This is a genomic window from Amycolatopsis sp. w19, assembly GCF_051373225.1.
Classification (GTDB): domain Bacteria; phylum Actinomycetota; class Actinomycetes; order Mycobacteriales; family Pseudonocardiaceae; genus Amycolatopsis; species Amycolatopsis japonica.
Genome location: NZ_JBPQFM010000006.1, coordinates 42,316 through 62,603 on the forward strand (window position 1 = coordinate 42,316; position 20,288 = coordinate 62,603).

The following is a 20,288-nucleotide window of genomic DNA, read 5'->3' on the forward strand; positions in this document are numbered from 1 at the left end:
CCTCAGGAACGCCATGAAAGGTCCTTTCCTTGCAAATTTTGCAAGGAAAGGACCTTTCATGGCACGCGCGTCAGGTGCCCCGGATCTCGTTCAGGTAGTTGTAGATCGTGTACCGCGTGACGTCGAGCTCCCCGGCGAGGTGATCCACCGAGTCCTTGATGAGGAAGAACCCCGCCTCGTCCAGTTCCCGGACCACGGCCGCCTTGTGCCGTTTCTTCATCAGGTCCACCGGGATTCCCGCCTTCGCCACCGCGCGCCCGACCAGGAACCGTTGCAGGCTGTCGACGTCCGGCGGGAACGTCTCGGGTTCGTGCCCGTTGGCCTTCGGCGCGCCGTCGGACAGCCGATTGACGCACAAGCAGCCGATCGCGACGCCGTCGGCGTCCCGCAGGAACAACGTCGACGAGCGGATCGCGCGCCCGTCGGGGCCGTGGGTCTCGTAGTTCGTCAGATCCTGCGTGGTGCCCCGGCGGACGAGCCCCAGCAGCAGATCGGTCATCGGCCCGCCGACCGTCCGGCCGGTGAGGTCGCCCGCGATGGCGACGATCGAGTCCGGCAGCCTGCTCAGATCGTGCAGCAGGACTTCGTTGCCCGGCCCCAGCATCGCCGCGAGCGCGTGCACCGCCGGGACGAGCGCGGTGAGCAGATCCCCGGAAGCCGCCGACGCGACGACGGGCGCTTCGAAGACACGAGACGGTTTCTTCAGCCGCTCCAACGCCGAACGCACCTGTTCCGCCGCGCTCGCCGGCGTGGAGGCGTGCGGCGACAGGCGGACGTGTTCCGGCCGCACGGTCGCGGCGATCCCGGCGTTCGCCAGCGCGGAACCCACCTGTTCGGCCGCGTGTCCCGGCAGGGTGAAGGCGAGGATCCCGGCCCGTCGCTCGACGGCCGAAACCACTTCCCCACCAACGGATTTCACGACCGCTTCGAGTTCGCCGACCCGTTCGGCGATCCGCCCGGCGATGGCGCCGACGCCCGCTTCCTCGACCAGTTCCAGCGCGGCCGCGAACGCGCCCGAGGTGATCGGGCTCAGGTTCGAGATCGACCAGGCGGCCGCGGTGTCGTCGGCCGGGTGGATCTCGTCGTCGAACAGGCCGGGGTCGCGGGCGCCGGTCCAGCCGGAAAGGATCGGCTCCATCCGGTCCAGCGCGCGATCCGACAGGACGGCGAAACCCGTGCCCCAGCCCGCCCGCAGCCACTTCTGCCCGCCGACGACGAGCACGTCCGCGACCTCCCACGGCGCCTCGGTCACGCCGAAGCCCTGGATCCCGTCGACCACGAGGAGCCGGTCCCCCACCACCTCGCGGATGGCCGCCAGGTCTGCGCGGTACCCGGTGCGGAAGTCGACCGCGCTCACGCTCACCAGCGACGTCTCCGGGGTCAGCGCCGCCTTGACCGCGTCCGCGGTGACGTTGCCCAGCGGCAGCCGCCGTACGGTCAGCCGCCCCGCCTGTTCCGCGCGGGCCCACGGGTAGGTGTTGGCCGGGAACTCCGCCGCCGACACCAGCGCCTCACCACCCGGCGCGTTGAACGCCGCCTGGAACAAGCCGAGACTGGTGTGCGGCAACAGCACCGTGTGGTCGGTGTCGCTGCCGGAAAGCCGCGCGGCGGCGGCCTTGGCCCTGGTCTCCTGCCGCATCAGGTCGTCCACAGTGGACGGACCGGCCTTGGTCGAGGCGTCGAGCAGGCTCGCCGTCGTGTCGAGCACGGCGTGCGACGGTGGCCCGAACCGGGCGAAGTCGAGGTACCCGGCGGGCTCGCCGAACTGCAGCAGGTACCGCGGCGAGATCCGCGTCATGCGAGGACCCTGGCCAGGAACTGCTTGGTCCGCTCGTGTTTCGGCGAGCTCAGGAGCTCCCCCGGCGGACCGGTCTCGACGACCGTGCCGTCGGCCATGAACACCACCTCGTCCGCGGCCTCGGCCGCGAACCCCATCTCGTGCGTCACCACGACCATCGTCATCCCCTCCGCGGCCAACGTACCCATCACCGCCAGCACCTCGCCCACGAGTTCCGGGTCGAGCGCCGACGTCGGCTCGTCGAACAGCATCAGCTTCGGTTTCATCGCGAGCGACCGGGCGATCGCGACCCGCTGCTGCTGCCCGCCCGAAAGCTGCGCCGGGTACGCGTCGGCGCGGTGCGCGAGGCCGACCCTGTCGAGCAGGTCGAGTGCCTGCTCCCGGGCTTCCTCCATGGGGACGCCGAGCACGCGCACCGGCCCCTCGACGACGTTCTGCAGCGCCGTCCGGTGCCCGAACAGGTTGAAGCGCTGGAACACCATGCCGATGTCGCGCCGCTGCCGGGCGACCTCGCGTTCCTTCAGCTCGTACAGTTTGCCGTCGCGCAGCCGGAACCCGATCGGCTCGCCGTCGACCCAGACCTGCCCGGCGTCGATCGTCTCCAGATGGTTGACACAGCGCAGGAAGGTGCTCTTCCCCGCGCCGGACGGGCCGAGCAGGCAGACGACCTGTCCTTTGTGGACTTCGAGGTCGATCCCGCCCAGCACCTCGGTGTGGCCGTAGCTCTTGCGGACGCCGACGGCCTTGAGCAGTGGCTCAGACACGTTCACTCCTCACCAGTGGCGCGGTGCGCAGGGCCTTGGCGGCGCGGGAGAACGCGCTCCGCGACCGGTCTTCGGAGTCGAAGGCGCGCTCCAGGTAATGCTGCCCCACCCCGGCAACGGTCACCACGACCATGTACCAGACGGCGGCGGCCAGCAGGGTCTCCATCACCAGCAGGTTGTTGGACGAGATGTTGTTGGCGGCGTGGATCAGTTCGGTCACGCCGATCACCGACGCCATCGACGTGCCCTTGAGCATGTTGATGAAGTCGTTGCCGGTCGGCGGGATGATCACCCGCATGGCCTGCGGCAGCACCACACGGCGCAGTGTCGCGCCCGGCGACATCCCGATCGACTTCGCCGCCTCGGTTTGTCCACTGTCGACACTGTTCAGCCCTGCGCGGACGATCTCCGCCATGTACGCGCTTTCGTTGAGCGCCAAACCGAGCAGCGCGGCGGTGAACGCTGTGATCAGCACGTTGGTCTGCTCGTGCAGCAGGTGGCCGCCGAACGGCAGCGGGATCGAGATGAACTCGAAGACCAGCGCCAGGTTGTACCAGATCAGGATCTGCAGCAGCACCGGAAGCCCGCGGAACAGCCAGATGTAGCCCGCCGCGAACCAGCGCGCCACCGGATTCGCCGAGCGGCGCATCAGCGCGATCACGATCCCGATGACGATCGCCGAACCCTGCGCGATCACCGCGAGCAGCACGGTGTTGAGCAGGCCGACCGCCATCACGCGGTACCACAGGAACTCGGGGACCGAATCCCACTGGATCTGCGCGTTGCCGAGCGCGATCCCGAGCAGGATCAGCAGCGCCAGGATGACGGCGGCGCTGACCCACCGGCCCCAGTGTTTGCGCCGGACGATCGGCAGCGGCTCAACTTCCGCCATTGAGCTTCGCCTCCTTGAGCGCGCCCTGCTCGACGCCCCAGGCCTGGAGGATCTTGCCGTAACCGCCGTCGGCGATCAGCGACTGCAGTGCCTTCTGGATCGACTCGGCGAGCGGCTTGTTCTCCTTGTTGACGCCGATCCCGTACGGCCCGCCGTTGATCGGCTCGCCGGGGACGACCTCGAAGAACTTGCCCTCGCCCGCGGTCCGCGAGATGTAGACCGCGCTGGGCAGGTCGTTGAGGATGGCGGCGACCCGGCCGGTGCGGAGCTGGTTCTGGTTCTGCGTGTCGGAATCGGTCGCGGTGACGGTCAGCGCGGGCTTGCCGGCTTGAGCGCATTTGCCGTTCTGTTCTTCGGCGAACTTCTGGTGACTCGTCCCCTGCACCACCGCGACGTTCTTGCCGCACAACGTGTCCGGCCCGGAGATCTGGTCGGGGTTACCCTTGCGGACCATGATCGTGATGCCGGACGAGAAGTAGTCGACGAAATCGATCTGCGCCTGCCGGGTCTTCGTGTCGTTCATCGCGGCCATCGTGAGGTCGACGCGGCCGGACTGGAGGCTCGTGATCAGCGAACCGAACGCCATGTCCTGGTGGTGCACGGTGACGCCCAGCTTCTTGCCGATGGCCTTGGCGAGGTCGACCTCGTAGCCGATCGGGGTCTTGCCGTCGGCGGCGTAGAAGTTGTTCGGCGCGGACTGCAGGTTCGAGGCCAGGTGCAGCATCCCGGCCTGCGTGTACTTCGCGGGCAGGGTGCCGGCGACGGCGGCGTCCTTCTGGACGGACTCGATCAGCGCGGTCGTGTCCGGGATCGCGGCGGGCGCGCCGGGGGCCGCGGGTTCCTGGCCTCCGGCGCCGTCGGGCCCGCCTCCGCAGGCCGCGGTGACGAGCGCGGCCAGGCCGGTGAGCACGGCCAAGCGCCAGGTTCGGTTCAGGGTGAGCGGCGTCGACGGCATGACGGACCTCCACGGGGGCTTCGGGTGGTCGCCGACGCTACAACTGGGTGTTGAAGAGGTCAACTGCGTGTTGAAATCTTGTCCTGTCGGATGTCATGAAAGGGTCGTTCAGGACAAAAATGTCCTGAACGACCCTTTCATGACACTTCAGCGAGCGGCTGTCGCCGCGGGATCAGACCGCGATGTAGTTCCCCGAGAGGATGATCAGGACCTGCACGGTGATGCCGGTGCCGTAGTAGTCGTCGGCCTGCGGCGACCAGGACGTGACGCGGGTCCACAGCTTGTCCAGCCAGGCCTGGCTGCCCGGGTCGTTCATCGCCGCGATGGCGAACGACGCGGTGAAGCAGGGGTGCTCGCCGGACTCGCCCGAGATCTTGGAGCCCGACAGCGTGTAACCCTGGTTGATCTTGGCGGGGTCGCCGCCGGTGGCCTGCTGGATCCAGGTGTTCATCTTCCGCACCTGCCCCTGCGCCGGGCTGCCCGACACGGTGATGCCGTCGACGCCGAGGCGCCACGGGTCACGGCAGGCGTTCCAGCTGAAGTGCTGCGGGTGGTCCTCCATGTAGTCCGACGGCGCGGGCTTCGGCGTGGAGTTGGTGTTGACCACGAAGTCCGGGATGAGGCCGGTCTTCGGCGCGTACTGCTGCTGCAGCTGCGTGACCGCCTTCTCCTGCCGGGTCCGGACCTGACCCCAGAACGAGTCCCCAGTGGCCTTCTCGAACGCGCGAAGGTGCCCCGGCATCCAGTCCGAGGAGCGCGAGCCGTTGATGTACTTGCCGCTGTCGGCCCAGTCCGCCAGCCGCATGAACTTGGTGTCGGGGTTGACCTCGCTGCGCTTGATCGCCTTGATGATCCGCAGCGCCTCGGCCTTGTAGTTGACCGAGCCCCCGCTGCCCCAGACCTTGTCGGCGATGAGCAGGCCGTAGGCGATCTCGAGGTCGCCGTCGGTCGCCGAGTCGCCGCCGTTGACGCTCTTGCAGTTCGGGTCCTGTTCGGCGGCGTGCAGGTCCTTGTCGATGACGGACGGGTGCGCCTTCACGAACTTGAGGATGCCGTCGAAGACCGTGCGCGCCTGCGGGTCCTTGGCGCCCATCATGGCCGCGATGGTCATGCCGTAGCCCTGACCCTCGGCGACGAAGGCGTGGTCGGCGTCCGGCGCCTTGACCGCGTAGGTGCCCGTGCCGCACTTGGTGGTCAGGAAGTTCTTCTTCCAGAAGTCGTAGTACTTGGCCAGCGCCGCGTCCTGCGCCGACTGGCTCGCCGACGGACGCAGGACGCCCGGCAGGTAAGGGGTCCCCTGAGTGGTCGCCGCGGTGGCGGGGGCGGTCGTGGCGACCAGCCCGGCGGTCAGCGCGGCCGCGGCCAGCACTGTCCGAACGGTCTTTCTCATGGCTCCTCCGGAAACGTCGTTGGTGGCGGCGGCGCGTTCCGAGAGTGACATCCGGATCGGGCAAAAACAAGAGAGTTAAGAAAGTTTCCTTACTATTACCTCAAATGACGCCTACGTGAACAGTGGCCTAGCGTTGACACCATGAAGATCGACCTGAGCGAACGCGGCGAAGCCTTCCGGGAATTCTGGACCGAACGGCATCTCGCCACCCTGACCACCGTCCGCCCGGACGGCACCCCGCACGTCGTCGCGGTCGGCGTCACGGTGGACTTCGAGGCCGGGATCGCCCGGGTGATCACGTTCCGCTCGTCCAAGAAGGCACGCCTGGTCAAGGAAGCGGGCGAAAACGGCATTCCGGTCGCCGCCTGCCAGATCGACGGGCCTCGGTGGTCCACTTTGGAGGGACGCGCGGTACTGCGCGAAGACCCGGAGTCCGTGCACGACGCCGAGAATCGCTACGCCGCACGCTATCGGCAGCCCAAGCCGAACCCGGAACGGGTGGTCATCGAGATCACCGTGACGCGGGTGCTCGGCAACGCCTGACAGCCCGCATCTCGTGACACCGCCGACAAGTCCGCGAAGACCCTTCGCAGGCTTCAAGATGAGCCCAGCCGCCCATGGGCAGCACGATCCCGACTCGGATTGTCCACAGAGGACATTTCACGCCGATTGAATGTCCGGTTCATGCCTGCATGCGCAGTTCCGCGTAGGGGTCGTGAGTGACAAAGAGGGTTAGAACGACCATTACCACTCACGACCGTCACGCAATACTGCACAAAGTGCCCAAATCGGGCACCTTAACCCGGATCGGTGTCCCTTGTGGACGGTTGGCGTCGCGGCCGGTCCCCTTCACCTCCCGCTAGCCGGTGAGGACGAGGCGGGTGTATTCGTCCAGGATCTCGCCGAGGTCGGTGAATCCGCCCGCCGACGCCACCTGCTGGTAGCCCACCAGCATCGCCAGCCCGAGTGAGGTCACGACCTCCGCGCGACGCCGGTCGGGGATCAGCTCGGCCACCACCCTCCCGACCGTCTTGACCCGGGCGTCGTCGACGCGTTTCTGTGCCACGCGAACGGTTTCGTCGTTCGCCGCCCAAGCGCGGATGGCCGCCTCGGCGCGATGGCGGAGTCCGCGCGTCAGGCTCATCAGCGCGGCGAAATCCGCCTCGGGGCCGCCGGAACCGAAGTCCAGTTCCCGCAGGATCCGCACCTGCCGCTGCGCCCAGAAGTCGAGCAGAGCGCCGACGAATCCGGGCCAGCCGCCGAAATGGTGGTAGAACGATCCGCTGGTGACACCGAGGCGTCTGCCGAGCGCGCCGACGTTGAGCCCGGCGAACCCGGACTCGGCGAGGATCTCCAACGCCGCGTCGAAGTACTGCGCGCGGCTGACCGTCGACGGCATCAGACCGCGCGCTCCCGCCCCTCCCAATACGGGCGCCGCAAGGTCCGTTTGAGGATCTTGCCGGTCGCGTTGCGCGGCAACGCCTCCACGATCTCGACCGTTCGCGGGCATTTGTAATGCGCCAGGCGTTCCCGGCAGTATTCGACGAGTTCGTCGACGTCGACGCGCTCTCCCGGAGCCGGGGCGACGACGGCCTTGACCTGCTCACCCCAGCGATCGTCGGGAATCCCGATCACGGCGACCTCGCCGACCGCGGGATGTTCGGCGATGACCCGCTCCACCTCGGGCGAGTAGACGTTCTCGCCACCGGTGATGATCATGTCCTTCACACGGTCTTCGATGAAGACGAAACCTCCGTCGTCGACCCTGCCGACGTCACCGCTGCGGACCCAGCCGTCGACGATCGTCTCGGCGGTCGCCTCCGGTTTGCCCAGATAGCCCGCCATCGCCTGATCGGTGCGGAACCACAGCTCGCCGGGGGTCCCCGGCTCGGTGTCTTCGAGCGTCGCCGGGTCGACGACGCGCATCCCCACCTCGGGGAGCACCGTGCCCGCCGACGCCAGCCGCTCCGGCCGGGCAGGGTCGCGATGTGCGTCCGGACCGAGCGTCGTCACCACCCCGGACAGCTCGGTCATGCCGTAGACCTGCACGAACCGGGTGTCCGGCCAGGCCGCGAGCGCCTTGCGCAGCAACGGGAGCGGCATCGGTGAAGCGCCGTAGCCCAGGTACTTCAACCGCGCGAACGCGGCGACGGCCTGCTCCCCCGCCTGCATGATGCCGGCGACCACGGCGGGCACCAGGAACGCGTGCGTGACCCCTTCGGCGAGCGCGCCCAGCAAAGACTTGCCGTCGGGCTCACGTGTCATCGTCGTCGGCTGCCCGTAGTGGAACCCGATGATCGCGTAACAACTCCCGCCGACGTGGAACAGCGGCATCGCGACCAGGTTGCGGTCGCCGTCGCCCATCGGGAACGCGGCACCGGCGTTGCGGCTGTGCCCCAGCAGATTGCGGTGCGTCAGGACGGCGCCCTTGGGAAAACCGGTGGTACCACTGGTGTAGATGATCAGCGCGCCGTCGTGTTCGTCGACCTCGGGCGAGACCTCGGCGGGCATCGCCTCGGCCAGGAAGTCCTCGTACTGGTCGTCTTCTCCCCCGACGACGATCACGCGCTCGACCGACGGCAGCCGATCGCGCAACGCCTCGACGGCGGGTAGCAGTTCCGGCCCGGCGAAGATGATCCGCGCGCCACTGTCACCGAGGACGTACGCCAGTTCCTCCGGGGCGAGACGCCAGTTGACGACCGCGTTCGCCGCCCCGAGCGAGGACGCGCCGAAGGTCATCTCCAGGCAGGCGGGCGTGTTCTTGTCGACGAAGGCAACCCGGTCGCCTCTGCCGATTCCGGCGGCCGCGAGCGCGCCGGTGACGCGCCTCGCCCGGTCGTCGAGGTCGGCCCAGGTGAGCCGCCGCCCCTGGAACGAGAGTGCCTCCCGCTCGGGGATCGCCTTCGCCCAGTGCGCGAAAAGTTCACCGAGAAGCCGCACATCCGGACGCGCGTCGTCGGGCATGCCGGACCCCTTTCGCCTGGTCAGAGCCGCCATAGAGTGCTCTATGGTGACTCGGTGACCGGCAGGCGTCAAGCCACGAACAGGCTGAGCAGTCCCTCGACCGAGCGCACGATCACCCGGGCGGCGGCGCGTTCGGCGTGCGCGGCGTCGGCGCGTTCCGCCTCGTGCCGCCAGCGGACCAGGGCGCTTTCGGCACCCGCGTGGATCTCGGCCGGATCCGCGTCGGATTCGAGACCGAGCCGTTCGGTGGGCGCGAGTCCCTGCGCGCCGAGCAGCCGGACGGCCTCCTCGGCGTCCTCGCCGGACAACGCCGTGCGGCCACCGCGAATGCCCGCGATGAGCCGCAGTTCCCGGAAGTCGTGCGCGGCCGCGGCGAAGCGTTCCACGCGGGCGGCCAGCCGGTCACCGTGCGGGAGAGGTTCCGCGGCGAGAAGGCCTTCCAACCGCAACACCGCCGTGCGGGCCTTCAACGCTTCGGCCCTCGCGACGAAGCATCCGGCGAGCGTGTCCCTCAGGTCGCCGAGACCGCTTCGGTGCACGAGTTCCGCCGAGAGTTTGAGCCTGCTGTCGCAGCCGGTGCGGATCAGGGTGATCGCCAGCCGGACCCCGTAGAGCCCGAACCGCGACACCAGGTGTTTCCGCGACTCCGGCGAGACCCGCACCGGGAACGGATCGTCCACAAAGGAATCGACGGACAGAAGATACCGCTCCAGCTCCGGCCGGGAGACCGACGCCAGCGCGCGCAGCACCTCGAATTCGTCGTCCCGCAACGCCCGTCCCGCGTAACCCAGCTGCCCGGCGACCGCGATGACTCCTTGGAATCCCGCGCAATCCGGGTCCTCGCGCCAGGCCCGGCGTGCCAGCTGTTTCGCGGTGAGCAAGGCGTCGATCCGGCCCGCGCCGACCTCGTCCGCCCTGCCGAGCACCAGAACCGAGTTCGCCGCGGTCTGCCGCGCGAACGCCGAACCGCCCACCGACCGCGTTCCGGCGAGTTCGTCGGGTTCGAGATGGCGCACCAAACGCACCGTCGCGTCGACGTGTTCGGCGAAAGCCGGAGTGTCGAACAGATCGATCTCGCGCAAGGCCCGCGTCGGCCACTCCGCCAACGCGGAGACCAAAGTGGACTTCCCGGTTCCCGGCGTGCCGATGAAACCGACGCGCAGCGGTTCGTCCAGCCGTTCCAGGCATTCCCGCAGCATCGCCACGGCGTGCGGGCGATCCCGGTAATGCGCGGCGGCCTCGTTCAGCAGTTCCCGGACGTCCAGCGTGGTCACGCCGACAGCTCCCGGATATCACGGGCGGTCGCGCCCAAAGCTCCCGCCTTCCGGTGCAGGGCGGCCAGCCGGTCGATCTCCTTCTTGACCCGCTGAGTACGCCGGTCCCGTTCGGCGGAGCCCGCGATGATCAGTTCCCGTTGCCGCGTCAGCTCTTCCGAAAGCTGGTCGGACAGCGCGGCGAAATGGTCGCGCAGGCGCCGTTGCACCTGACGGACCTCGTCCTTGATCTCCTTGCTGAACCGGATGAACACGTCGTCGACATGACGCTGAGCCGCGGCCTTCGCCAACGCCTGGCGACGCTGCAACCGCATCCCGCCCTCGTCGCGCACGCTCTTGGTGGCGAACGCGACACCGGCGCCGAGCGACACCGGGTTGATCAACGGCAGCCCGGCGAGACTGGTGACCAGACCGAACATCAGCACGCCACCGTAGGAACCGCGCAAGCCGGTGAAGAGTTTCTGCCCGATCTTGAACCGCTCGATCTTGGGCGTGCCGACTTCGGGGATCGAGTCCACTCCGGACCCGGTCAGCGGCAGTTCCGGGGCGTGGCCGTAATGCGGCCCGAAAGTCGACGCCACCGCTTGCGCGATCCACTCCGACCGGTCGGACACCCAGTTGTAGTTCGTCTCGACGGCCTCGGCGAGGTTCTCTTCCAGCCAGGTCTGGAAATCCGGCCAGATCTGTACCGGGTCGCCTTCGTCGAAGGTGCGGTCGACATGCCGCACGATCACCCGGGTCCGCTCGCGCAGATCGTATTCGGCGTCGGAGATCAGGTCGGTGATCTCGTCGGACAACATGTTCTGCCAGCGGACGTTCTGCCGCCGCAGTTCCTCGGTGCGCCGTTGTGCCTGGTGCAGCAGGGTGACCTGGTCGACGCCGTTGTCCTGCGAAACGGCGTTCAGCCGGGTCTGCAAGGTCTCGACCAGTTCGACCGCCGCCGCGCGCACACTCACCGCGGCGGCGAGCGCGCGGGTGCGTTCGATCGGGCGTGCGGCCTGTTCTCCCACCCAGTTCAGGAGTTCCGGGAAGCCGGACCGCCCGTTGAGGGCCGCGTCACCGGCCTTCGCGGCGGCTTGCCGCACCGTCGCGGACACGGGGAAGACGTCGGCGACGACACCGGTCTCCGACAACGCGGCGCGATTGCGGGCGGCGAGTTCGCGCCAGTCCGGGCTCACGTCGATCTTGGTCAGTGCCAGCACCAATGCGGGGCACCAGGTCCGGATGTGCCTCGCCAGCGCGAGTTCGGCGGGCTGGAGTTCCTGTGTCGCGTCGGAGACGAGGATCACCGCGTGCGCGTCGGCGAGGACGTCGAGCGTGGCCGCCGTGCGCGGGGACCGGGGGTCCCCGATCGCCGGGGTGTCCACGAGCACCAGGCCCGTGCCGAGGAGTTCGCGCGGCAGGCCGACTTCGACCCGGCGCAGCGACCCGGGTGGCCGGACCTCGAGTTCCTTGGCGAGGTCGCCGACCGGCACGTTCTCCCGCGCGTGCCCGACCAGGATGGCGGCGGGGTCGGCGGCGTACCCGATTTCCGTGGGAACGGCGGGCGTACTCGCGTCCCCGACCGCGCAGACCGGCGCGTTCAGCAGTGCGTTGAGCAGGTATCCCTTGCCCTGCTTGGGAAAACCGACCACCGCGATCCGGGTGCCCGGCGCCCGTTGGTCTCGTCTGCGCCGGAGCCGTTCGGCCAGGTCGGCGCGACCGTGGGCGGCACAGGCGTCCAAGGTCTCGTTGAGCACGTCGAGCCAGGCGGGGGCTGTCACGGGGATGCAGTGTTCCCTTAACCAAGCGCGGAATCAATGTGGCATGGGCCAACATGCCGTGCGGGCCCCGCGACCTGCGGCGGTCGCGGGGCCCTGGCACAGATATGAAGAATGTTCGGATCAGCCGATGTGGATGTCGTTGCCCGAACCGATGTCGCCGGTGCCGATGTTGACGTCGCCGATGTTGCCGATGGTGTGGCCGATGTCGTTGCCGACCTCGGAAACCGTGTCGTGGACCTCGGTGACGCCCGCGACGTTGCCGACCTCGTTGGCCACGTTGCCGGTCACGTCGCCGGCGTGGTGGCCGACGTTGTTGGCGATGTCACCGTTGCCGTAGTTGTTCGCGACGTCGTGCACCTTGGTGGTGACGTCCGCGACGTCGACGTGACCGATGGTGCTGGTCAGGTCGCCGACCTCGGAGAGGAAGTTCGGGGCGTCGCCCGCGACACCGTCGGCGCGCGGCAGGTCGCCGGCCAGGTCGCCGACGGCCGGGACCGAGTCGACGGCGGGCAGACCGGCGGTGTCCACGGCCGGGACGCCGTGGGCCAGGTCGGTCGCGGTGTCGACGGCGCCGGTGGCGAGGTCGCCGGCCTGGCCGACGGAAGCGGCGTCGAGGCCACGCGAAAGGTCGTCGGTCAGGCCGAAGCTGCCGACCGTGTTCTGCGCGAGGGCGGTCACGCCGGCGGCGGCGTTCGACACGTCGGTCACGTCGGAGACGGCCGGGACGGCGGACAGGCCCGGGACGTCGACCGGCAGGTCGCCCACGGCGGGCACGGCCGGGACGGCGGCGGGCAGGTCGCCCAGCTCCGGCAGGCCGCCGAGCTCCGGCAGACCCGGCACGGCCGGGAGACCGGCCTCGGGCAGGCCCGGCAGGGCGCCGGCACCGGGGACCGCGACCGGCAGACCGGCGGTCAGCGCGGTGAGCTGGTCGATCGCGCCCTGGACGCCGTCGGCGCACTCGCCGTCGGTGCCGTTGACGGCGTTCGTGACGCCGCCGAAGCCCGCCAGGTTGTCGGCGGTGGCGGCGGTGGTTCCGGTGAGGTCGGTGGCGGTGCCGACCGGGACGAAGTCGAGCACCAGCGGGACGACCTCGTGCACGTCGGCGGCGTTGATGTCACCGAGGCCGGCGTCGGCCAGCACCTGCTGCGGGTCGTTGGCGAACGCCGCGCGGGCCGCGGTGTCGTTCAGCAGGTTCAGCGTGAAGTCGTGCAGGGTCTGGACGGAACCCATGAAAGGACTCTCCTGGGGGTCTAGGTCGGTGGGGCGCGCCCAGCGGCCGGAGGGCACGGCTGAGCGCAGGTCACCGAAGCTAGTGAGCCGGTACCCATGGGCACATCGGGGATCACTCCTGGTCGTCGCTCACTCAGCCAATAGGGGATCGGTATGACATCGTTAGGGCGTTAGGGGCTTAACCGAGACGCACTCGGTTGGGTTTAATGCCAACCCTCACCCGGATGGGTCAAGCCATTCAGGTGAGTGGCCCTATTTGGTCCTTAGGGGCTGGTCAAGCGAAGGAGGATGCTCGTTGCCCTACGTCCTCGGCATCGATATCGCCTCGACCCGCACCACCGCCGCCACCTGCGTGAACTCCGGCGACGGCTGGAGCGTGCCCGAGCCGTCGTGGCTCGGCGCGCGCGGCCCGGCGGCGGCGTCGGCGGTGTTCCTCGACGACGACGGCTACCTGCTCACCGGGGACGCCGCGGTCGAAGCCGGTCGATCCGCGCCCGCCCGCCTGCTCACCGGGTTCCACGAACGGGTCGGCGACGACGTTCCCGTGATCGTCGGTGGCGAACGGTTCCCCGCCGAATCCCTCAGCGCGGTCCTCGTCGACGCGGCGGTGGATCAAGCGGCCGAACGCTTCGGTGAGAAACCGCACCACATCGTGCTCACGCATCCCGTCGGCTGGGGTTCGTTCCGCCGCGACCTGCTGCGCCGGGCGCTGGCAGAAGCCGGATTCCCCCGTGCCGCACTGGTGGCGTCGCCCGTCGCCGCACTGCACGCGTACCTCGCCCCACACGGCGATGTCACCGCCGGTGTCTGCGAATTCGGCCCGGACGGCGCGGTCGTCACGATCGCCGCCGCCACCGCCGTCAACGGCTGGCAACCCATCAAAACGCTGGAAGGTGTCGACCCCGCCGAAGCCGTCGGCAAGGTCTTCGAACTCGCGCACGGCGCCGGGGTCCCGCCCCAGGCGCTGGCGGGCATCGTGCTCTGCGGCGAGGCGCCGCCGGTTCCCGGCCGGACACCGTGCCCCGTCTTCGCGTCGAGCGACCCGGTGCTGACGGTGGCGACCGGCGCGGCCAACATCGCCGCGCGACGTGACCTTCCTCAACCCGGCGGCGCGGGATCGCACGCCGTCGCGACCGTCGAAACCACCCTGCTTCCCCGGGTCGACACCCCCGAAGAGCTCACCGAGCGGCCCGAACGGCCGCCGGTGGACATCACCCCGTTCCCCTTGCCAGAACGCACCGGGGCGGCGAAACTGCTCAGCCGGCGCAAGCCCCTCGTCGCCGGAGCCGCGGTCGTGGTGCTGGCCGCGACCACCCTGCTGCTCACCCTGACCACTCGAGAAGCCACCGCTGACAAGGGTCCCGAAGCCCCTCCCACCACTTCGAGCTCGTGCGCGCCGCCCACCCCCGGCGCCACCTCGTCACCCCACGAAGGTCGCTGTTGAACGCACTGCTCGACCAGCCCGGCATCATCCATCCGGGTGCCCGGCGCCTGCTCGACGAGGTGACCGCCGCCCCGGAAGTCCCGGTGCGGGTCACCGTCGTCGCCCCCGGCGGGCACGGCAAGACTCACCTGCTCGGCCTTCTCGGCCGTCGCTACGCCGACGCCGGCGTCGAGGCGCTGCTGATCGACGACGCCGATCAGCTCGACGACGACGAGCTCGCGAAGATCAAGGCACGGGCGGAAGAAACGACACAGCCCGTCGTCCTGGCCTTCCGGACGGCGCGCACGAAGGCGTTGCGCACGCTCGCCGATTCCTTCGGCAGGTCGGTGTCCTTGGGCGCTTTCTGCGTCGACGACGTCCGGAAGCTCGTCGAGCAGTCCGGCGGCGACGCGGCCACCGCGGCCGAAGTCCACCTCAGAACCGGTGGTGTGCCTGGGCTCGTGGTGCGCGCGGTCACCGGGCGGCTCGCGGACTTCCGCGGCGAACTGGAGCAACTGGACGACGACGTGCACCGCTACCTGATCGCGGCGGAAGCGGGCGCGGGCCGGAACCTCGATCTCCTCGCCGCGCTGCTGAACCGCGATCGCGAAGGTCTCCCCGAGGTCTTCGACAGTGCCAGGGCGACCGGTCTCCTCGGCGAGGACGACGTCCTGCTGCCGATCGCGGCCGAAGCCATCCGGACCTGGGGTTCGCCGGGGCGGCGGCTGACGGTGCTGCAGCGGCTGGTGGAACTCCAGTTACGGGACGGGCTTCCGGTGCTGGACCTCGCCAAGTCGTTGCTGGGCACGGGAAGTTCGGGCGCGAGCGCGGCGGCGGCCTTCGAAGCGGCCGCCCGCGAGGCGATGCCCGACGACACGAAACTCGCGGCGCGGTTCTACGAGGCCGCGTCCGAGGCCGGTGGGCGCGGCGCGGCGCTCACCGTCGGCTGGGCGCACGCCGCGGCGCTGGCCGGAGACCTCGACACGGCGCTGCGGCTCGGCGACGGCATGCTCGGCAGCACGTCGGACACGGACGCCCGGGCCGCGGGCGCCGAAGTGGCCGCGACCGTGCTGGCGCATCGCGGCGAACTGGCGCACAGCGCGGAGCTGTACCAATGGTCCGGGCGGGCCGCGTCGAAGGCGTTCGCCGCGATCGCGTTGCTGGGCACCGGAAAACTCGAAGCCGCCCGGGGCGTGCTGGAAACTCCCGAAGTCCCGACGTTGTTCGCCGGTGCCGCCTCGCGGATGGCGCGGGCGATCACCGATTCGGTTTCGGGCTGCGGCGCCGAAACCCTGTCCGCCTTGCTGGGCGCGGCTTCGATGCTGGAATCGACGGGCGCGCCCGCGCCGCTCCCGGACAGCCCGGCGGCCCTGGCGGCGTTGGTGGGCCTGCATTCCGGCGAACTCGCGCTGGCCGAGTCGGTGTTGAGCCGTGCGGCGAACGGCCGGATCGGCGGCGACCTGCTCGCGAAGCGGCACCGGCTGTTGCTCGGCTGGGTCGCGATGACCGCGGGCGACCTCAAGACCGCCGCCGAAGCCCTGATGCCGCCAGACGGCCTCGAAGCGCGTGACGAACTCTTCGCCGCCACCCTGCAGCTGGGCCTGGCACGGCGGGCGAGCGATCTTCCCGGCCTGCAACGTTCTTGGGACCGGGCGTATCAGGCTTCGATGCGCCAGCAGCCGGACCTGTATTCGCTGCTGCCGCTGGGAGAACTCGCGATCGCGGCCGCGAGAGGCGGCGCGAGCGCCAAACTGGCCGGGCAGCTGGAGCGGGCACACGCCGTGCTCGACGCGCTCGGCAACCCTCCACTGTGGACAGCCACCCTGCGCTGGCACGAACTGCACGCCGCCATCACCGTCGAGGACCACACGTCGGCTGGGGAACATCTGGCCGCGTTGAACGATTTCGCTTCCTGCGGCCGCTATCCCGCCGCTCTCGCCGCCGCCGCGACCGGCTGGCTCGCGGTCCTGACCGGCAGCTTCGATCCGGAATCGATCACCGCGTCCGCGTCGGAACTGCACGAACTCGGGCTCTGCTGGGACGCGTCCCGGCTGGCCGGGCAGGCGGCGATCCGGACCTCCGACCGGAAGGCGATGGTCCAGCTGCTCGAAGCGGCCCGGCAGTTCCAAGGCCGGGCACCGGAGCCCGTCGCGGCCACCGGGCTGAACGCCTTGAGCGAACGGGAACTGGAAGTCGCCCGCCTCGTCGTCGGCGGGCTGACGTACAAGCAGGCCGGGAGCGAACTGTTCATCTCGGGGAAGACCGTGGAACACCACATGGCACGGATCCGGGGGAAACTCGGGGCCGGGGACCGGCGGGAACTACTGGCGATGCTGCGGGAGTTGCTTGCGGCGGGCGACGGTTGAGTAATTGAACGCCTTCTACCACACCCGCACCCTCGGCGTGACCTGGAGCCCGGTCCGTGCGGGCACCCTCGGGGACTGGGACTACGACATCGTGTTCTCGACCGGCGGGCCCCCGTTCTTCGAGGTGATCCATGGCCCCGCCGGAAGCCCGTGGGACGCGACCGACGGGTCCCGCTTCGACCACATCGGCTACTGGTCGATCTCGCGGTGCAGCCGGGATTTCGCGACGCCTGGGCCCAGGATGTAGCGACGATGCCGCCACTCGACTTCGACGACCCGGCCGCCGGTCCTTGAGTGGACCGGGGGATCACGGCGTCGAGCCGAGCTCGACCCTCCGGTTGCGCCGACGGCCCGCCGGCGTGCGGTTGGTGTCGACCGGTTCCGACTCGCCGCGCCCGGACGCGTGCAGCCGACCTGCGAGCGACCCGTCCTCCGCGAGGAGCACAGCCACCACGGCCTGCGCCCGTCGTTCCGAGAGCCTCTGGTTGTACTCGTCGGTCCCTCGGGAGTCCGTGTGCCCCACGATGTTCGTCGAAGGCCTCGCCCGCAGCGCCGGCAACGCGGCGACCAACACTGATCGGGCCTCGGGCCGCACGGTCGCCGAATCGAAGTCGAACAGCAGGTCGCCGGTCAGCACGAGCGGCGGTGCGGGTGCCGGTGGCGGGGGTGGTGGAGGCGCGGGCACCCACCGATGCTTCACACGCCAATGCCACCACATGTACTGGGTCGCCTGGCCACTCACCACGGCCCGGCTGGCGAACCTCCCGAACGACGACCGGCTCATCTCGTTCTGCATCCAGATGTTCACCGTCGCGGTTCCGGCGGTCTGGTCGATCGCGTCGACCGTCGCGCGCAGGACGAACGACCCGATCGCGCAAGTGTGCAGCTCCCATGTCTCGATCCGCGGGAGGAGCGGCCCCACGGGACCCGCCAGGCCGCGCCCCACCTCGCCGGCGACGTACGGAATGAACGCGTTGCGACACGTCGTCGGGTCCGTGCCCGGCGGATGGGGTACGGAGTTCGACGCCGCCGCGGGGTCGTGGCCCGTCATGCCGGGGCTCCAGCTCGGCGTCGTGCGGTGCCTGGTGTCCCACTCCGCCGCGTTCTGCTCGAGGTGATTCAGGAGCCACGCCTCGCCGTCGATCACCGGCTGCCAGCCGCGGACGAGCACCGTGTAAGGGTCGCTCTCCTCCATGACCCACACCCGCGGAGACGACAGCGGCGAGAAGTACTCGTCGAGGATCGGGCCGACCGTCGTCCGTTGCACCACAGGCGCGGCTTGGGCGCGCTGGACGGTTACCTGGCGCTGCGCCACCGGCGGGGACGCGTCCTCGGCCTGGCACGGGCACTCGTCGGCCGGGACCGAACCGCACCGTTGCGCCGCTACGCTGCCGGCCACCGCCGCGTTGCCCGCCGTGCGCTGCAGGTGCAGGAGCGACGCGATCCCGGGGAGCGCGGGCGGGTGCGTTCGCGCCGCGGCCGCGCGGGTGGCCAAGGGCTCGGCTCCGGAGTCGGTGAGCGATCGGGCGGTTCGCAACGACATGAGGCAGGCCTCTCGTCTGGTCAGCCCATGGTGACAGCCGCTTGGCCGCCGCGTCGGTACCTCTGGGGGCAGCCATCCGTGCGCGAGTACGGGCCATTCGGGCAACGCGGTCGGGGTGCCGTTTACTGGTGTCCGTGGCCGGAACCGCGCTCAGCGTCTTGACTCCATACCTTTCCGAACGTGTCGAACCGATCGTGGTGGCGGAGTTCGGCGTCGTGGGGATGACCCGCAACGCCGATGATCCGCGGCTTTGGCACTCGGCCGATGGCCTTCCCTACCGTTACTCCCTCGATCGGCCCGACCACGAAACCGATTCCTCGGAGATCGAAATCGTCGAGCAGGCAGCAGGCAGCAGGCAGGACGATGCGCTGCGACGTCGGGCTGCACGTCTTCGTCAGCGATGTCGCCGGCCGGCCCGTGCTGGGCGGACTGGCACAGCGAGTCGCCGAGGAGACCGAGGGCTGGGTGCTCGTCGAAACCGAGACTCGCCCTTCCGCAAGCCTGCTTGAACACTTCGAGCGCAACGGCCGCTGCATCCGTGTCGAGGACTACGTCTACCTCGACGCACCGGCGATGGCGGCGTGGTACGCACACCCTGCCTTCCACGTGGTCAAGCAGGGTCGCCGACCTGCACGAGCCGTTGGCGGAGGGATCACCTCTTCGACAACTCGACACCTCTGGCCGCGCAGGTGCGAGACTCGGCGGCAACTTGACGACGCGAAGGAGCTCGCTGTGGCCTCTGATGCCCTTGAACGACCGGCCCCGGCGGCGAGCGGGCCGGGACAGCCGATCCTCGATCTGCTGGACAAGGCCATCGGCTTGCAGGCACCACTGGTGCGCAAGAACATCGCACGGGCCCGTCAGCGCAACCCGGATGCGACGCCCGCGGAGGTCGTGCGCACGCTGGAACGGATGTACGTCAGTGCCTTGGCGGGCACTGGAGCCGCGGTCGGGGCCACCGCGGCCGCACCCGCCGTCGGTACCGGGGTCGCACTGGCGTTGTCGGCGGGCGAGGCCTTCTCTTCGCTCGAACTGAGCACACTGTTCGTGCTTTCGGTCGCCGAGGTCCACGGCGTTCAGCTGGACGAGATCGAACGCCGTCGGACACTGGTCATGGGGATTCTGCTCGGACAGTCAGGTTCCACGACCATTGTCGGCAAGGCCGCCGAGCGCACCGGCCAGCACTGGGCCCGCCAACTCGTCAGCAAGGTGCCCACGGCGACGCTCCGCCAGATCAACAAGGTCCTGGGCAAGAACTTCATCACCAAGTACGGCACCAAGCAAGGCATCATCGTGCTCGGCCGGGTGGCTCCATTCGGCATCGGCGCGGTGATCGGCGGCGGTGCCAACGCCGCCGTCGCCTCCCTGGCGGTCCGAGCCGCCAGACGCGCGTTCGGCCCCGCACCACAGTCATGGCCTGATACACAGCTGGATCCCGCGCCTTCCGACTCACCCACCGGCGCACTCTGATGGTGACCGACTTTCCGCCGGACGTTGAGGCGCACTACCGGCGTCTGGCAGCCCAACGGCACTGGCCGCAAGAGACCGAAGCCGCCTTCCGGGCAAGCGTCGCGAGGTATCGGGCGTTGGACGAGGGCGCTGGGCCTCGCCAGTACTACGAGTACGTGGACCATGAAGGCCTGGTCGACAAAGGCGCTCGCTGGCTGTGGGAAGCGATCGTGGTCGAGCACGAGACAGTGGCCGTCAAACAAATCGAGCTGGACTCGTCCGGGGCCATTCGCCGCTACTGGTGGCGGAATATCGAGGACGACGCCGGCGGGCTTACCGATCAAGCACTCGACCCCGGTCTCACGTCCGTTTCCCGTTCCACGTTCTACGCGCTCTGGGACCGCAGCACCACCGATTCGTTCGCACGTGGCGCCCGGAGTTGGCCGGGAGCAGGAGACGCTCCCGGCCGCTGATCTG

The 20,288-nt window shown here is 69.5% G+C and carries 17 protein-coding genes; 6 read left to right on the forward strand and 11 right to left on the reverse strand.

The genetic code is table 11. The features are described from left to right. Window positions 1-70: 70 nt before the first annotated feature. From ACSMFO_RS15030 to ACSMFO_RS15050, 5 genes are all read right to left on the reverse strand, one after another. The gene (locus ACSMFO_RS15030) at window positions 71-1,798 is read right to left on the reverse strand and encodes an aminotransferase class V-fold PLP-dependent enzyme (protein WP_436459050.1); all 1,728 of its coding nucleotides are present in this window, start codon (window positions 1,796-1,798) and stop codon (window positions 71-73) included. Beyond that, on the reverse strand, window positions 1,795-2,562 hold the full coding sequence (locus ACSMFO_RS15035; protein WP_038518001.1) for an amino acid ABC transporter ATP-binding protein: 768 nt from the start codon (window positions 2,560-2,562) through the stop codon (window positions 1,795-1,797). Before ACSMFO_RS15035 ends, ACSMFO_RS15030 begins: the two co-directional genes overlap by 4 nt. Further along, window positions 2,555-3,454: an amino acid ABC transporter permease gene (locus ACSMFO_RS15040; RefSeq protein WP_436459051.1), complete on the reverse strand. Its 900-nt coding sequence runs from the start codon at window positions 3,452-3,454 to the stop codon at window positions 2,555-2,557. Before ACSMFO_RS15040 ends, ACSMFO_RS15035 begins: the two co-directional genes overlap by 8 nt. Further along, the gene (locus ACSMFO_RS15045; RefSeq protein ID WP_038518006.1) at window positions 3,441-4,409 is read right to left on the reverse strand and encodes an ABC transporter substrate-binding protein; all 969 of its coding nucleotides are present in this window, start codon (window positions 4,407-4,409) and stop codon (window positions 3,441-3,443) included. Before ACSMFO_RS15045 ends, ACSMFO_RS15040 begins: the two co-directional genes overlap by 14 nt. A 172-nt stretch (window positions 4,410-4,581) precedes the next feature. After that, the gene (locus ACSMFO_RS15050) at window positions 4,582-5,799 is read right to left on the reverse strand and encodes a glycosyl hydrolase family 8 (RefSeq protein WP_038524200.1); all 1,218 of its coding nucleotides are present in this window, start codon (window positions 5,797-5,799) and stop codon (window positions 4,582-4,584) included. A 141-nt stretch (window positions 5,800-5,940) separates the two neighbouring features. Here ACSMFO_RS15050 and ACSMFO_RS15055 point away from each other — a divergent pair, with 141 nt between their 5' ends. Continuing rightward, window positions 5,941-6,342 (forward strand): PPOX class F420-dependent oxidoreductase, encoded by a 402-nt coding sequence (locus ACSMFO_RS15055; RefSeq protein WP_037346550.1) that lies wholly within the window; start codon window positions 5,941-5,943, stop codon window positions 6,340-6,342. Between the two features lie 316 nt (window positions 6,343-6,658). Here ACSMFO_RS15055 and ACSMFO_RS15060 read toward each other — a convergent pair whose 3' ends face one another. The 5 genes from ACSMFO_RS15060 to ACSMFO_RS15080 form a co-directional block, all read right to left on the reverse strand. Beyond that, window positions 6,659-7,198 carry a TetR/AcrR family transcriptional regulator gene (locus ACSMFO_RS15060; protein ID WP_436459052.1) on the reverse strand — a complete coding sequence of 180 codons (540 nt, stop codon included), beginning with the start codon at window positions 7,196-7,198 and terminating at the stop codon, window positions 6,659-6,661. After that, on the reverse strand, window positions 7,198-8,763 hold the full coding sequence (locus ACSMFO_RS15065; protein WP_436459053.1) for a long-chain-fatty-acid--CoA ligase: 1,566 nt from the start codon (window positions 8,761-8,763) through the stop codon (window positions 7,198-7,200). Before ACSMFO_RS15065 ends, ACSMFO_RS15060 begins: the two co-directional genes overlap by 1 nt. 68 nt (window positions 8,764-8,831) lie before the next feature. After that, window positions 8,832-10,037, reverse strand: a complete 1,206-nt coding sequence (locus ACSMFO_RS15070) for a GTPase (RefSeq protein WP_436459054.1) — start codon at window positions 10,035-10,037, stop codon at window positions 8,832-8,834. Further along, entirely contained in the window at window positions 10,034-11,800 is a 1,767-nt protein-coding gene (locus tag ACSMFO_RS15075) for a dynamin family protein (protein WP_038518014.1), read from the reverse strand. Before ACSMFO_RS15075 ends, ACSMFO_RS15070 begins: the two co-directional genes overlap by 4 nt. A 120-nt stretch (window positions 11,801-11,920) precedes the next feature. Further along, window positions 11,921-13,030: an IniB N-terminal domain-containing protein gene (locus tag ACSMFO_RS15080; RefSeq protein WP_436459055.1), complete on the reverse strand. Its 1,110-nt coding sequence runs from the start codon at window positions 13,028-13,030 to the stop codon at window positions 11,921-11,923. A gap of 295 nt (window positions 13,031-13,325) precedes the next feature. Here ACSMFO_RS15080 and ACSMFO_RS15085 point away from each other — a divergent pair, with 295 nt between their 5' ends. From ACSMFO_RS15085 to ACSMFO_RS15095, 3 genes are read left to right on the forward strand one after another with little or no spacing between them, the layout of a single operon-like run. Beyond that, complete coding sequence (locus tag ACSMFO_RS15085) at window positions 13,326-14,474, forward strand: molecular chaperone DnaK (protein WP_436459056.1); 1,149 nt, start codon at window positions 13,326-13,328, stop codon at window positions 14,472-14,474. Then, window positions 14,471-16,819: a LuxR C-terminal-related transcriptional regulator gene (locus tag ACSMFO_RS15090; RefSeq protein ID WP_436459057.1), complete on the forward strand. Its 2,349-nt coding sequence runs from the start codon at window positions 14,471-14,473 to the stop codon at window positions 16,817-16,819. The genes ACSMFO_RS15085 and ACSMFO_RS15090 overlap by 4 nt, the downstream gene beginning before the upstream one ends. A gap of 4 nt (window positions 16,820-16,823) precedes the next feature. After that, complete coding sequence (locus tag ACSMFO_RS15095; RefSeq protein WP_436459058.1) at window positions 16,824-17,066, forward strand: hypothetical protein; 243 nt, start codon at window positions 16,824-16,826, stop codon at window positions 17,064-17,066. A 60-nt stretch (window positions 17,067-17,126) separates the two neighbouring features. Here the strand turns inward: ACSMFO_RS15095 and ACSMFO_RS15100 are convergent, their stop codons facing one another. Next, the gene (locus tag ACSMFO_RS15100; RefSeq protein WP_436459059.1) at window positions 17,127-18,362 is read right to left on the reverse strand and encodes an OmpA family protein; all 1,236 of its coding nucleotides are present in this window, start codon (window positions 18,360-18,362) and stop codon (window positions 17,127-17,129) included. A 363-nt stretch (window positions 18,363-18,725) separates the two neighbouring features. Between ACSMFO_RS15100 and ACSMFO_RS15105 the strand changes: the two genes are divergently transcribed. Both ACSMFO_RS15105 and ACSMFO_RS15110 read left to right on the forward strand, forming a co-directional pair. After that, window positions 18,726-19,832, forward strand: a complete 1,107-nt coding sequence (locus ACSMFO_RS15105) for a hypothetical protein (RefSeq protein ID WP_436459060.1) — start codon at window positions 18,726-18,728, stop codon at window positions 19,830-19,832. Then, window positions 19,832-20,284 carry a hypothetical protein gene (locus ACSMFO_RS15110; protein WP_436459061.1) on the forward strand — a complete coding sequence of 151 codons (453 nt, stop codon included), beginning with the start codon at window positions 19,832-19,834 and terminating at the stop codon, window positions 20,282-20,284. The genes ACSMFO_RS15105 and ACSMFO_RS15110 overlap by 1 nt, the downstream gene beginning before the upstream one ends. Window positions 20,285-20,288 lie beyond the last annotated feature (4 nt).

Bases quoted from the DNA above. Each gene is read 5' to 3' on its own strand.
- ACSMFO_RS15030 (WP_436459050.1), bottom strand. From the start codon at position 1,798: ATGACGCGGATCTCGCCGCGGTACCTGCTGCAGTTCGGCGAGCCCGCC.
- ACSMFO_RS15040 (WP_436459051.1), bottom strand. From the start codon at position 3,454: ATGGCGGAAGTTGAGCCGCTGCCGATCGTCCGGCGCAAACACTGGGGC.
- ACSMFO_RS15045 (WP_038518006.1), bottom strand. From the start codon at position 4,409: ATGCCGTCGACGCCGCTCACCCTGAACCGAACCTGGCGCTTGGCCGTG.
- ACSMFO_RS15050 (WP_038524200.1), bottom strand. From the start codon at position 5,799: ATGAGAAAGACCGTTCGGACAGTGCTGGCCGCGGCCGCGCTGACCGCC.
- ACSMFO_RS15055 (WP_037346550.1), top strand. From the start codon at position 5,941: ATGAAGATCGACCTGAGCGAACGCGGCGAAGCCTTCCGGGAATTCTGG.
- ACSMFO_RS15060 (WP_436459052.1), bottom strand. From the start codon at position 7,198: ATGCCGTCGACGGTCAGCCGCGCGCAGTACTTCGACGCGGCGTTGGAG.
- ACSMFO_RS15065 (WP_436459053.1), bottom strand. From the start codon at position 8,763: ATGCCCGACGACGCGCGTCCGGATGTGCGGCTTCTCGGTGAACTTTTC.
- ACSMFO_RS15080 (WP_436459055.1), bottom strand. From the start codon at position 13,030: ATGGGTTCCGTCCAGACCCTGCACGACTTCACGCTGAACCTGCTGAAC.
- ACSMFO_RS15100 (WP_436459059.1), bottom strand. From the start codon at position 18,362: ATGTCGTTGCGAACCGCCCGATCGCTCACCGACTCCGGAGCCGAGCCC.
- ACSMFO_RS15105 (WP_436459060.1), top strand. From the start codon at position 18,726: ATGCGCTGCGACGTCGGGCTGCACGTCTTCGTCAGCGATGTCGCCGGC.
- ACSMFO_RS15110 (WP_436459061.1), top strand. From the start codon at position 19,832: ATGGTGACCGACTTTCCGCCGGACGTTGAGGCGCACTACCGGCGTCTG.